This window comes from Pseudomonas sp. KnCO4 (assembly GCF_045344305.1).
Classification (GTDB): Bacteria; Pseudomonadota; Gammaproteobacteria; order Pseudomonadales; family Pseudomonadaceae; genus Aquipseudomonas; species Aquipseudomonas anuradhapurensis.
On the sequence record NZ_CP174199.1, the window covers coordinates 436,182 to 449,418 of the forward strand.

11 protein-coding genes and 1 tRNA gene are annotated in these 13,237 nt (G+C 54.4%); 5 read left to right on the top strand and 7 right to left on the bottom strand.

The features are described 5' to 3' along the window. Positions 1-244: 244 nt before the first annotated feature. Positions 245-2,044 (bottom strand): DUF262 domain-containing protein, encoded by a 1,800-nt coding sequence (locus ACJA3S_RS01935; protein ID WP_406820695.1) that lies wholly within the window; start codon positions 2,042-2,044, stop codon positions 245-247. Positions 2,045-2,578: 534 nt separating this feature from the next. Next, entirely contained in the window at positions 2,579-3,127 is a 549-nt protein-coding gene (gene mobC, locus ACJA3S_RS01940; RefSeq protein ID WP_406820696.1) for a plasmid mobilization relaxosome protein MobC, read from the bottom strand. Between the two features lie 467 nt (positions 3,128-3,594). Between mobC and virB5 the strand changes: the two genes are divergently transcribed. From virB5 to ACJA3S_RS01965, 5 genes are all read left to right on the top strand, one after another. Next, positions 3,595-4,287: a P-type DNA transfer protein VirB5 gene (gene virB5 / locus ACJA3S_RS01945; RefSeq protein WP_406822189.1), complete on the top strand. Its 693-nt coding sequence runs from the start codon at positions 3,595-3,597 to the stop codon at positions 4,285-4,287. A 1-nt stretch (position 4,288) separates the two neighbouring features. Further along, positions 4,289-4,780 carry a hypothetical protein gene (locus tag ACJA3S_RS01950; RefSeq protein ID WP_119368614.1) on the top strand — a complete coding sequence of 164 codons (492 nt, stop codon included), beginning with the start codon at positions 4,289-4,291 and terminating at the stop codon, positions 4,778-4,780. Next, complete coding sequence (locus ACJA3S_RS01955; protein ID WP_119368615.1) at positions 4,777-5,031, top strand: EexN family lipoprotein; 255 nt, start codon at positions 4,777-4,779, stop codon at positions 5,029-5,031. Before ACJA3S_RS01950 ends, ACJA3S_RS01955 begins: the two co-directional genes overlap by 4 nt. Further along, positions 5,028-6,113 (top strand): type IV secretion system protein, encoded by a 1,086-nt coding sequence (locus ACJA3S_RS01960; RefSeq protein ID WP_406820697.1) that lies wholly within the window; start codon positions 5,028-5,030, stop codon positions 6,111-6,113. The genes ACJA3S_RS01955 and ACJA3S_RS01960 overlap by 4 nt, the downstream gene beginning before the upstream one ends. Positions 6,114-6,403: 290 nt before the next feature. Then, the gene (locus ACJA3S_RS01965; protein WP_119368616.1) at positions 6,404-6,592 is read left to right on the top strand and encodes an antitoxin VbhA family protein; all 189 of its coding nucleotides are present in this window, start codon (positions 6,404-6,406) and stop codon (positions 6,590-6,592) included. A 275-nt stretch (positions 6,593-6,867) separates the two neighbouring features. Here the strand turns inward: ACJA3S_RS01965 and ACJA3S_RS01970 are convergent, their stop codons facing one another. From ACJA3S_RS01970 to ACJA3S_RS01990, 5 genes are all read right to left on the bottom strand, one after another. Further along, the gene (locus tag ACJA3S_RS01970) at positions 6,868-7,701 is read right to left on the bottom strand and encodes a hypothetical protein (RefSeq protein WP_147406332.1); all 834 of its coding nucleotides are present in this window, start codon (positions 7,699-7,701) and stop codon (positions 6,868-6,870) included. Next, positions 7,698-7,934, bottom strand: coding sequence for a plasmid-related protein (locus tag ACJA3S_RS01975; protein WP_119368617.1), 237 nt, complete (start codon positions 7,932-7,934; stop codon positions 7,698-7,700). The genes ACJA3S_RS01970 and ACJA3S_RS01975 overlap by 4 nt, the downstream gene beginning before the upstream one ends. 226 nt (positions 7,935-8,160) lie before the next feature. Next, positions 8,161-9,225, bottom strand: coding sequence for a site-specific integrase (locus tag ACJA3S_RS01980; protein ID WP_119368655.1), 1,065 nt, complete (start codon positions 9,223-9,225; stop codon positions 8,161-8,163). A 126-nt stretch (positions 9,226-9,351) separates the two neighbouring features. Further along, positions 9,352-9,428 (bottom strand) — tRNA-Ile (locus ACJA3S_RS01985). Positions 9,429-9,444: 16 nt separating this feature from the next. Beyond that, positions 9,445-13,188, bottom strand: coding sequence for an EAL domain-containing protein (locus tag ACJA3S_RS01990; protein WP_406820698.1), 3,744 nt, complete (start codon positions 13,186-13,188; stop codon positions 9,445-9,447). Between the last annotated feature and the right edge of the window lie 49 nt (positions 13,189-13,237).

Consider the following 13,237-nt stretch of genomic DNA (forward strand, 5'->3'; position numbering starts at 1 on the left):
CAGCATTCAAAGGCTCGTGGTGAGCGTTCCTAATATCGCGGGTCTCAATTACGCTGCAGTTCTACAGTAAGCCTCTGGATTAGCCAATTTTCGATATCGGGCGTCAAGGCTGATGGCGTACAATTTTCGTGGTAAATTTCTGAAATGGTTATGGGTTTTCTGAGGGGTTTGTTGGGCGTAACCTGAAAAAGCGCCTCTCGAAGAGGCGCTAATTCAAATGGTGAATATATATTGAGTAAGATATTTAGGGCTGCTGCTTTTGTGCTAGCTCAGAATCCCGCTCAAAGTGTTTGAAAAACGTGAACTCTTCCTGGCGTTCGATTTTTTCTATATGCGACAAGGTTCTCTTGTAGAAGGAACCGTCGTATAGCGCTGGCTTTTCGCTGCGAGTGAGTTTGAATAGCATTATCTGTTTGTTGTGATAGCTAAAGGAAACAATAGAAGACTTTATCTTCTGCTTGATTTCATGTTCTACGGGCTCTTTTTCTAGCTGTTGGACAATTTTCTGTTCAAGGTCAGCAACGGAGTTGTGGTATTTGGTAGCCTCTTCATCTATACCTGTAATGTAGAAGTCACGATATTTGATGCATTGTGAACCGTAGTGGACATCGTGAGCCTTAGCATCCGATTCACTATCAGCGACACCGACAACGACATAGCAGTCACCAGGCTTCGAGTTTGTCATGGCAGTAAGCGTTTTTATAATTTTACTAACCATTCGTTGCAAAATTGATCCGCCGACACCCGATATTTGAGCGAACCCTAATTTGAAATCATAACAAACCTGTTCTGTTTTAGATTCATTCAATATGTTTTCTAGACTTGTGACCCACCCTCCGAGATGTGGGTCGCTACCAACTTTAGGTGTGAAGTTTTTGCTGATCACGCCATAAATCGATCTTGAAAGATCTCGCCGGTCCGCAGTGCTCCACTTCTCGTCTGAGTTCAAAGCAGTAAGATGAGCGTCAAAGACTCCTTCTAATGATTTGTTCAGGTTTTGATAGTTTGAAATCTTTAAGTTTCTAAGGATTAGCGCTTCGTATATTGCTAGGAAGATTACTTGGTAGACACGTGTTACTTTGTTGGGCTTGTTTCTGAATACAAGGTCCTTGAATTTTGTGCCATTGCATTCAATTGTTCGTTGTAATTCGTCAAATACAAAGCAAAATTGTTTTACCAATGTGTCTTTATTATATTTGTTTATTTGAGCTCCTAGGTTCTCCGATTCTGGAGTGTCTGGAGTGTATATTTTGTCCAGGTAGTGTGCAGTGGTCTGGGCGAGGTCAGGGCTTGCCATGCACGAAATCAAATGGGCGATTAGTTCTTCGTCACGAGACATTCGAAGATTTTCATAAGTTATCACGCCATGCTTGGCCCAAAAAACTTCGTGCAAATTTATGCCGTAGTTTAGGCCTCGGTTGCTTAGGCTGATATTGCTCATGTTTTGCAAATCGACAAAATTCGAGTGTGAGCTATCCTTGCGAATATACATTGCTGCGGAGTTAATGGTCTCAGGTATGAGGCCTAGAGCTCCGGCTTGACGAACGTCTTGTTTGGATAAAGTGCGACCCCCTGTATTTATACGTCTAAAGCTTTCGTCGAGTTTAGAGGCCTCGCTCTCATCAAATATTGAAAATGGAACTGGGTAGTCGAGTATTTTTGCGCACTCTTCAGTCGCCATTAATGACGTCTTCTGCACTAGCTTACCGGAATCTTTTTGCGACTTTGTAAGCGCAATAACTTCTAGGTCAAAGTACTTTTCAGATACCGGGAACTCACCCTCGATAAAGGATACGATGGCATTCAATCGCTGCATGCCGTCCAGAACTTCTATGGCGTTACTTCCATCAGACTTTTTGTAATTTGCGCCTAGAATCATCGGGATTGGATAGCCGTTTAGTATAGAGTCAATAAATTTTGCTTTCTCGTCGACGCTCCAAACCAGTTTTCTTTGGTATCTGCGATTGATTAGATAGTAGCCGGAAACATACTGCGTATATATGTTTTGAACAGTAATTCCCTTGATGCTCAAATTAGCTTGCATAATATCCCTATTTCGGGTTGTCGGCGAAGTTAAGATGCATGAAGCATTAACGCCACTGAATAGTAGCGTAATGATGGCTCGCCAGCAATTACTGTTTGTGACGCCATAGGGAAATTTATAATCAACAATGGTTATGCCTGGCTACATCGTCGCTGCGGTCAGCTCCTAGTGCGCAAAGGCCAGCGTGATGTCTTTTTCCTGCTGCTGAGCTGGTGCGGCATGTGGGTTGGAACTCTTTAATTGGCTTGTATATTAGTCTGAGATCAACTCTGAGCTGAGAGTATGTAGTGCTTATGTCTAGGGAGCTGAAGCGGTCAAATCTTAATACTTCTGATTGCTTCGTTTTTAATCCTATATTAACGTATAAGTGCAAGCACGTATTTGACTCAGGTTGATGCTTTGGATTGGTGCTGCGATATGGTGTTTAGTTTAACAAGCGTGTGGTTGGGGCAGTAAAATTGACCAACAGTATGTGCCTGTTCTCCTGCATATCTGAGCGTAGGTATTCGCTGCTACTCATGTTAGATGTTCAGTCTAGCGAGTGATGCTCCAACGCTCAAGGCTTGCGCCAATAGCCGCTGAAACCACATCCGTGTGCTTGTCGATCAAACGACTTAGTGCCTCTATTCGCTCTACGGTGATCGGCTCGTAATGGCCTTCGTTCAAGCGCCGGGCAATTTGATTGAGGTTTCTGCCCAAAGCAAGCAACTGATAGTTGGATTCACCCAACGCGTCGATTTCTGACATGCCGAACTGCGGTTCATGAGTAAGCCCTATTCGGATCGCATCGACAATCCAGCGGCGCATTGAACAGCGCTCAACGTGCGCCCGCTCTTTGACGGCAGCTTTTTCGGAGACGGTTAGAAGGATTTCGAAACGCGCTTTCGGCTCCTTGGCAGTTTCCGTTTGACGGTAGGTCTTGGGAGTCGGGAGGGCCTCGGCGGCTTTCAGCTGTTGCTCGATAGCCTCTTTGATGGCCGAGCTGGGGGCACGCCCTAAGCCTTTGCAATAGGTATCCCAACGCTCTTTAAGGTCAGGCCCTAGCCTGACACTAAGAATCGGTGACTTCTTCTCACTACCCATAACGCGAATCCTATTTAGGTCCGATGGGCCAAGTGGCATACAGAATGTATGACACTTTACCGGCGATTAGCCTATCCTGCAGTAGTCATTCGTTGCAATGAGGATTTAGTCATGACGAAGAAATGGGATGTATGGCACTTCTAGATAAGGAGTCAAAATGAGATAATGCATTTCGCCAAAATGTAGTGTTTTGGTTTGTTAGATGAACACTGTAACCACCTCGCTGATGCTTAACGCATTATCGGCGCGGCCCTTAAAAGACGGGGCCTACACCGGGTAAGACTGGCGCATAGTCACCCCAAGAACGGTATAACCGTGCCGGGTGCGATTCCTAAGCAGATCGACAGGCCGGACAGACGGCCCAGTGTTCACCATTGTTCAATGGAGAGATGACTATGGATCTGTTTATGCGTCCAGCATGGAAAGGTGTCCGACCATTTGGTTTCGCGACAATATTTGCGTCACTGATGTGTTCACAGCAGAGTTTCGCGCAAATTCCCGTAACCGTTACTACTCAAGTTACGGATTCTCCTATGACTGTTGCCGAGTTCGCGTCTAACACGACTCGCTGGGCCCAACAGGTTCAGCAGATGGCGTCCCAGATTGACCAGATGAAACAGCAGTACGGTGCGCTCACGGGGGCCCGTGGGCTCGGTCGAGTATTTGATGATCCGCAGCTGCGAGAGTATCTGCCTCAAGACTGGCAGGCGGTGTATGACGCAGTGAAGCATGGCGGCTATTCAGGCCTGAATGGTCGTGCTGGTTCGATCTATGCGGATAACAAGGTCTTCGATGCCTGCGAAAGCCTGGTTCAGGATCAGCAGCGCGATGCTTGCCGGGCACAGGCGGTGAAGCCATCGCAAGATAAAGCGTTTGCTCTGGAGGCCTATGACCAGGCCGAAGCCCGACTGCGCCAGATTGACCAACTCATGGGGCAGATCAATCAAACGCAAGATCCCAAAGGGATCGCAGAGCTGCAGGGTCGCATCGCTGCTGAGCAAGCGATGATCCAGAACGAGCAGACCAAATTGCAGATGTTCCAAATGGTCGCTGAGGCCGAGGGCAAGATTCAGGAGCAGCGGCAACGGGAACTGAATGCCCAGGTGCTCGACAAGAGAGGCTACAAGAATCGCGAATTGCTGAACCTGGGGAGCAACTGAAATGATCTCGTACGCTCATATCCTCCCCTTGGTCGTGTGCTTCTTCATCCTCACTTCCTTACGGCGATTCTGGATTTGCATTGGCCGGTTCGGGGCTTTGAAAGAGGTGTCACGACGTGCACCTGAGTTGATCCAGAGCGATCTCCTGGCGGCATCGGCCGCGATCATGCCTTTTGTATTGGCGCTTGCCGATTGGCTGCAGGTAGTGCCACCCCGAGCAGCTGGGCCAATCTCCCCAGCGCTCGCCGTTTTGATCTCGTTCGCATGTGCACTGGGTTCGTCGCTATTGATTTCGAGGTCCGAATATCGCATCGCGGGTAGTTGGGCAGGGACAAGGGAAAGCGCGTTGAGAACGCTTGCAGCACTTCAGATTATCAACGCTGCTGAGCTGGCCTATTCGCTGAAATTTGCTGGGGAATTTCGCTCGGAGGCGGAGCATGTGCTGCCTTGTGATGTGAATGGGGCGGATCAGAATCGGGAGGGCCGGAAATGACAGCCTCTCGTTTCTCAATTGTCGTTTTGTTTCTGCTCACGGGCTGCGGGGCGGATGAACCGGTCCATTCTGTCGATTGGTACAAAGCCCACAGCTCGGAAAGGGATATCCATATATCGGAGTGCGAGCGACATGCCGGGACTCTGGCTCTTACGCCGAACTGCGTTAATGCCAAGCAAGCCAGGAATGAGCAGCAGCTTGATCAGCGCGGCTATCGAAAGCGTGAAATGCTGAATCTGGAGGGGCAATGACCATGCAGTCCAATTTTTACGAATGGGTAGGTGGCTCAATCGACTCGGTATTAAACGGCTACGTGCAACTCATGGCACATGGTGTCATTGATAATTCCTCGGGCTTGTTCGTTGCTGGCGGCGGCCTTTTCTTCATGATCCTGGGCCTTTTGTCAGTCGGTGGCTTCATCGAGCATCCTCTCCCGCATGTCTTCAAGCTCATGTTGAAATGGGTATTCATCGGCGCCTTGGCACTCAATGCCGATACGTACCTTGGTTGGGTCGTGGAAGCGATTCGCGGCCTGGAGGTTGGCTTGGCAGATGCGTTCTCGCCAAACGGCAAAGGTGTAGCTGCAACGTCGGTGTATCAGGTGATTGATAGAGCCATGACCGATGGATTTGATATCGCTTCCGATCTGATTGCTCGCGCAGGACGTCGTGGCATGACCGAGATAGGCATGATTCTTTATGACTGGCTTATCGCTGGAACGATGCTCATCGCAACATTCCTGATTACGCTACCCGCTGGAGCGATGATCATCACAGCCAAGGTGCTGTTGGCATTTTTGCTGGGGTGCGGCCCGCTATTCATCGCACTACTGCTGTTCGGTCAAATGACCAGCAAATTGTTCGATCAATGGTTCGCCCAAGTGATGACCTACATCATTCAGTGCGCCGCGATCACTTCAGTGCTTACGCTGGGGATGAAGTTCTTCTCGACAATGCTGGCTGATGTGCAGCCCACTGCTGGAAACGGTCCAACGACCGACATGCTGGAGATCCTCGCGTTGAGTGGGATCGTGCTCTACATGGTTTATCAGGCTTACTCATTGGGAGGTCAGCTTGCAGGTGGTCTGTCGTCCAGTGCGATCACATTGCGGCAGATGACTCAGGCTGCGTTAAACCCAGCCAAGGCGGTCTTCAACACCGTTAACCCGATGTCAACGCGCCGAGACCTGCAGTCGGGCATGATGACCACTGCAAGAGGTTTGAATCATGTGATCGCAGGAAACAGCGTTTGGAACCCAGCCTACCGGCAGCATGTCATGCAGAACCTAGGCAAGAACTGGGGTAGGGCGAGAGGAGGGAAGGTCGGTAGTTAGCGGCCGGTTATCAGTATTGTGGACCCTGCTGCGCGCCCTGGCGGGCTTGCCCAAAGGGGCTCTGCCCCTCTGGACTTCCCGACCTCGCCGGTAGCAGGGGCCGCTGGGAAAGGCATCCAGCAGCCCCCGCATATAGGATTGGAGGTGCACAGCGTCAAGGGTTCGCTTCGCCGTCATCCTCGCCCGGTCCCGTTTCACGGGCTGCGGCCTCCGGTGACGCCCTTGACCCTCGTTTATCTGTTCAGCGCTGAAATTGTCTTGTTTTAGTCACCGACACGAGGGGAAAGCCCGTGAATACTTCGGAGAGCATCATCACGAATGCTGAGAGGGAGCGGCGTCGGAAGGCTGTCGAGTATGCTTGCGTGTCAATCGGGCTCGAGGGCTTTGTATTGAGCGCTGAAGAAAAGCGACGCGCTCAAGCTTTTGTGGACGGGAAGCTCACCTTGACCGAATTTGTTTCAGCCAGCATCCATGAATAGCTGGAAGCTGGGTCAAGGGCATCACCGCAAGCCGCAGCGGAGCGCAGCCCGGAGGGCGAGCACCGAACGGGTGAGGATGATGGGCGTAGCCGTACCCTTGATGCGGCTGTAAGCGACCAAGCCTAGCGACAGGGGGAGGAACAAGGCGAAGCCGCCGGACCTGCCCCTGCCGCCCGTCCGGCAAGGATAGGACGCGGGATGCAACCGAAGGGGTTGCCCAAGCGAAGCGCGGAGATGAACGGCGAATGAAGGCGAGGTTTCACAGCGCTCCGCTCCTACGCTTGTGGCTGCTGATATTTTCTATTCAGAACTGCGGCTATGTGCTTTGGCATGCCGGAGATGTTTGCATCCGCAACCGATCTCGTCTTAATTACCCGCTTCGTTTTGGGGGGCTGGTCCGGCAATGACGAACTCTGCTTATTTGCCATGGCGCGTGCAATCGTGGGTGAGAACTTACCTTCCCTGTAGCGTTTGAGAACTGCTTTAAACCATCTGTTAGGTGCCTTAACTCTACCTGCTTCCAGGTTGCCTGCTAGCTCATCAAGAAGCATCTGAGCGGCTTGTTGGTCCACATCTATCAATAATGGCTCAATGAGGCTCCGCTCTGTGGCGGCCAGTGTTGGCCATGTGAGCGTATGCTTCGGTGAAATCTCGCTGGTGTTAGGTTTTGTTCTAGTTTCTTTTATATTGGTATGGTTTGTATTGTTTTCTCTTTTTATTGGTATATCCCCCTTGGGGCCAGGGGATGGTTTCCCGGGCAGTGGGTCACCATGGCATGATCGACCATCCCCTGGTTTTTGGGGGGATGGTTCACTGGGGGTATACGTGACAAAATTCTCCCAGATGATCTTCCCTGATTCATTCTGGAATCGCTCCTGCTTGAAGTAGCCTAGCGCCCGTAGCTCCTTGCTTGTAGCGCTCCATTGCTGCTCGCTGAGGCCAAATTTTCCACGTATGTGGCCGACTCTAAGCTCCCAGCCTTCGTTCTGACCCAGCATCCAGGACAAGACCACGCGCGCGCGCCAGCTCAGCCTGCTCTCGGTTAGGACGCTTGCTGGAACAATGCAGTAGGGCGGCCTTTTGACTTTGAAGGTTTGATCCGTGCTCATGGGATTGCACTTCCACGCTCTCCGTCGAGCGACAATACCTCCTTGACTTGGAGGGTGCGGAAATAAACTCGCCGGCCGATCTTGAGCATCGTAGGTTTGAGTCTTTTAGAAATTTCGGTGTTTGAGTAAAGGGCCACTCTAACGCCTTCTGGAGATCGGTCTAATATCGCGGCAATGTCTACGATGCTCATTAGTGGGCCAAAGCGCTCAAGCAAATATTGTTCGGTCGTCATTGTCAATCAACCATAGTTGCTAATAGTTAGGCGTATCTTTGGGTAATGATGCGCAATCGTCAAATGGCTACGCCTCGGTTTTCAACCAAGGCGTATTAGTTTGGATTAAAGGTTTTGTTAGTCTGTGATTGCCAAAACATATAGTTTTGGTTAGTTGGCAGGTGTGGAAAGGCTAATGTGTATAGGGGTTTTCCTGAAATCTATTATCGGAGAATCTTTAATAGAATTATTTTTTAGCTTTCAAGCTGTCGAGCCTCACCACCAGGTCCTCCGCGCGAAGATGCGTATATCGTTTCAACATCTGCATTGACTTGTGGCCGCTGATGGTAGAAACCTCTTGGTCTGAAAGCCCACCTTCAACTAATCGGCTGACTGCCTCATGGCGGAGGTCGTGGAAGCGGAAATCTGGCATGCCCAGCTTAGATTTGAGCAATCCCCAGATTTTCGTGAAGGCATAAGGGCGCCGCTTTCCGTCCTTTCCAGGTTCACCAAAAAAGATCAAATCGCAATCGATGGGACGCACAGGGTTTTGAAGCGCTGCTTGGAATGTTGCTGCAGCGAGCTTGCTAAGTGGCACAGTCCGGGCGCTGTCGTTCTTCGTTACCAGAAGGCGTACTACGCGCTTTTTGACATCGACCTGATGCCGACGTAACCCTGTGATTTCAGACGACCGCATACCCGTTTCCAAGGCGATCCTGACGATCCATCCCAGCATAGGGTTGCTGTGCTTGTTTACCTCTTTCAGCAAGCGACGTTCCTCGTCTGCTGTAAGCCGACGATTTCGACCTTCACCTGGGCTCGGTTTCCGAATGTTGAGCACAGGGTTGTATGTGAGTCCGAGGCCCCATTCCTGAATTGCGACAGTGAATAGGTGGCTGAGGAGGGCAAGCTCTAGCCGCACGGTGTTATTGCTGGTGGGTTGGCCGCGGTTGGTCAGGGAGCCCAGGCGTGTATCGCGATAGTTGGCAATAACCTCGGATGACAGAGCCGCCAGCGAGTATTTGCCCAGGTGCTTTATCAACTGCTGAGCCTTGGTCGCCTCGGCCTTCTGCGTGGTGGGCTTTTTGGTAGGGCTGACTTCGCGCAGATATCGCTGCAGCGCATTTTCGAGTGTCAGTCGCTCGGACCCGCTGCGCTGGATATAGACACCCCGCACCATTTCATCTTCGGTGCGCCGCGACCAATCCTCGGCGTCGCGTTTGGTGCGGAAGGTTTTGGCGTTGGTCGGCCATCCGGTCTTGCGGATAACGGCCTTCCAGGTGCCGGCAGGGGTTTTGACGATTGTGGCCATCTGAAGGACTCCAAAGGCGTGCAAGCGAAGCCGCACTGTACCTAATTTGTACCTTCGGACCATAGGACTGATCCGGCTGCCACAAACCCAAAAAGCCGAAAGCCGCGTAATACGCGGCTTCAAGGTTGGTGGGCCCACACGGACTCGAACCGTGGACCAAAGGATTATGAGTCCTCTGCTCTAACCGACTGAGCTATAGGCCCTCAGTAAGTGGCCGGATTATAACGAGGGTTTCACACCTGTGCCATCTGAAAGATCCGATAGTGCTATGCGAAGGAACCCCGCCGCGAACTCCTCCGGTGGCAGCGGCAGGCTGACGATGTAGCCCTGGATCTGCTCGCACCCTTCAGCTGCCAGAAAACGCTGCTGGGCTTGGTTTTCCACGCCTTCGGCAATGATGGTCAGCTGCATGCTGCGGCCCAGGGCGATGATTGCCCGGGCTATGGCTGCATCGTGCGGGTCATCGGGCAGGCCGCGGATGAACGACTTGTCGATCTTGAGAATGTCCAGCGGCAGGCGCTTGAGATAGCTCAGTGAGGAATACCCGGTGCCAAAGTCGTCAATGGCCAGTTGCACGCCCAGTTTCTTCAACTGGTACAGCACGGCCAGGGCTTCTTCTGCCTGGCTCATGATGAAGTTCTCGGTGATTTCCAACTGCAGGTCGCCAGCCTGCAGCTGGTATTGCCTGAGCAACTGTTCGATACGCCGGGCCAGGTGCGGGTGGCGCAGCTGCGCGCCAGCGAGGTTGATCGACAGCGGGCCGAAGGGCTCGTAGTGCTGTTTCCAGGCCTGTATCTGGCGGCAGGCCTGCTCCAGTACCCAGTCGCCAAGCTGCAGAATGGTGCCGTTTTCTTCCGCCAGGTGGATGAAATGTTCCGGCGGCACTTCACCAAAGGTCGGGTGGCTCCAGCGGATCAATGCTTCGGCACCCACCAGGCTCTGGGTCCTGAGGCTGAGCTTGGGCTGGAAGCACAGGCTCATTTCGTTACGCTCGATGGCGCGGCGCAGCTCGTGCTCCAGGGCAATGCGTTCACTGGCTTGGGCAGTAAGGTCGAGGGTATAGGCTTCGACGCGGTTGCGGCCTTTGGCCTTGGAACGGTACATCGCCGCGTCGGCGTTGCGAATCAATGTGGAAACGTCGGTGCCGTCCTGTGGATAAAGGCTGATGCCGATGCTGGCGCTGGTGAAGAACTCATGCTCGCCGGCCTGGAACGGCGCGTTGAAGCAGGCCAGCAGCTTGTTGGCGATGGTGCTGGCGTCGCTGGGTTTGTGCAGGCCCGGCAGCAGGATGATGAATTCGTCACCGCCCAGGCGGGCCACGGTGTCGACGTCGCGTACCTGCTCCTTCAGGCGTTGGGCGATGCCCTTGAGCAGCAGGTCGCCGACCGGGTGACCGAGGCTGTCGTTGATGTGCTTGAAGCGGTCGAGGTCGAGGAACAATACCGCGCCCTGGCGGTTGGACTCCTGTTCACTGGTGAGCACGGCCTGCAGGCGGCTTTCGAACAGGGTGCGGTTTGGCAGCCCGGTGAGCGGGTCGTGGTGGGCCTGGTAGTCCAGCTTGGCCTGGGCGTGCTTGAGGCTGGAGATGTCGGCGAACACCGCGACGAAGTGGGTGATCTCGTGTTCGCTGTTGCGCACGGCGCTGATGGTCAGCCAGCCGGGGTACAGCTCGCCGTTCTTGCGCTTGTTGTAAATCTCGCCTTGCCAGTGGCCTTCGTCGGTCAGCTGGTGCCACATGGCGGCATAGAAGGCGCTGTCGTGCTGGCCGGAGGCGAGCAGGCGCGGGGTCTGGCCAAGCGCCTCGCTCTCGCTGTAACCGGTGATTTCGGTGAAGGCGCGGTTGACCGCACTGATGCGCTGGTCGATGTCGGTGATCAGCACCCCTTCGGCAGTGTTCTCGAACACGGTGGCAGCCAGTTGCAGCTTTTCCTGCATCAGGTGGCGCTCGGTGATATCGCGGGCGATGGTCAGCATGCAGTCTACGCCGGCAATCGGCAGAGGCCGGGCGGACAGTTCGCAAAGGCGGATCTGCCCGTCGCTGCGGCGAATGTGGCAGGTGAAGTCACGCACGAAACCGTCGCGGTTGAGCTGCTCGACCAGGCGCTTGCGTTCGTTGAGGTCGACCCAGATGCCCAGGTCCAGCGAGGTCTGGTCGAGGGTCGGGTGGAGGTCGTAGCCGGTGAGGCGGCAGAAGCCCTCGTTCACTTCCAGCAGCAAACCGTCGGTCTGGCGCGACAGCAGCAGGCCGTCGGGGGAGGCGTGGAAGGCCTTGGCGAATTTTTCTTCCGAGGTTTGCAGCTGCTCCTGGGTTTCCTTGAGCTGGCTGATGTCGCGCACCGCCACCACCAGCGCCGGGGTGCCGTCGAGCTCGAAGGTTTCCGCCGAGGTCAGGCCGGTGAACAGTTGGCCATTACTGCGCCGGAAGCTCATCTCCAGGTTGCGGATACCGCCCTGGTGCAGGCGTTCGAGCAGGCGCGGGCCGGTACCTTCGACGCCCCACAGGTTCAGGTCGGTGGCCGTACGGCCAATGACCTGGTCCGGGGCCAGGCCGATCTGCTCTGCGAAGGCTTCGTTCACCTCCAGCAGGCAGCCGTCGCTGTGGCGGGCGATCAGCAGGATGTCCGGGCACTGCTGGAACACCGAGGCGAACTTCTGTTCCGACAGGCGCAGGGCGTTTTCGGTGCGCTTGGTCTCGCTGATGTCGATCATCAGCCCGCGCATCACCGGTTTGTGGCCGTGCTCGATCATGCTGACGATGTTGCGCACCCACAGCGGCTGGCCATCGGCGCGGATCACCCGATAATCCAGGCTGTGGTCACGCCCAGCCGCCGTTTCGCTGTCGCAATAGGCCTGCGCCCAGAGGGCGTCATCCGGGTGCAGGATGCTGCGCCAGAAGCCGGGCTTGAGCCATTCGCTGAGGGGATAGCCCAGCAGGTCCTCGGCGTGCGGCGAAACGTAGCTGTAGATGAAGTCGTTGGCGTCGGCCTCCCAGGCAATGGCGGACAGGCTCTCGACCAGGCTGCGGTAGCGGTATTCGCTGCTGCGCAGCTCCTGTTCGAGGGCGATGCGCCGGGAAATTTCCGAGCTCAGGCGGCGGTTGATGCGGATGACCACCGCCAGTACCGCCATCAATACCAGAACTGCCGGCAGGCCATACATCAGCATGTCAGACCAGAACATCCGTTGGTCGACCACATTGCCCACCCAGCGTTGCTGGATCTGGCTGACTTCGCCGCTGCTCATGTCGGCGATCACCTTGTCCAGAATGCCGACCAGTACCTGCTTGTCACGGGGCACGGCCATGGCCAGCTGGTAGCGGTAGGGAGTTTCGCCACTGACGTAGAGGCCATCGAGCTTCAGCTGGCGCAGGCTCCAGATACTCGAGGCAAGGTCACCGACCACGGCGTCCACCTGGTCGGTGGCCAGGGCCTGCAACGTCGAGCTGACATTGGGCAGGGCCACCAGGTTGAGGTCTGGGTGGTGCGTGCGCAGCAATTCGTGCGGGGCGTAGTTCTCCACCACGGCAACCTTCAGGCCGTACAGCTCGTCGAGGTTGCGCGGCTGTGCAGCGCCTTTATGGGCGAGAATGACGATGGGGAAATCGAGGTACGGGCGGGTGAAGGCCAGGTAGCCTTGGCGTTCGGGGGTGGACATGATGCCGGGCAGCAGGTCGATGCGGTTTTCCCGCGCCATCGCCAACACTTCGGTCCAACTACGCGGTTCGACCGGTTTGAGCGTCACCTCCAGGCGTTGCTGGATGGTGGCGATGTAATCGGCGGCCAATCCCTGGTACCGGCCCTCCTGGTCGCGAAACTCGAACGGTGGCCAAGAGGCGTCTACACCCAGGCTCAACTGCGGATGGGCAGCCAACCAGGCTTTTTCCTCATCTGTCAGGGTCAGGGCGCCGGCCGCTGTGTTCCACAAAAGCAGGAACATCAACAGGATGGCCGGCAACAAAGACATAGCGGCCTCGCTTTCAGGGGGACTGAAGTCGAGTGTAGACGGGCATTGC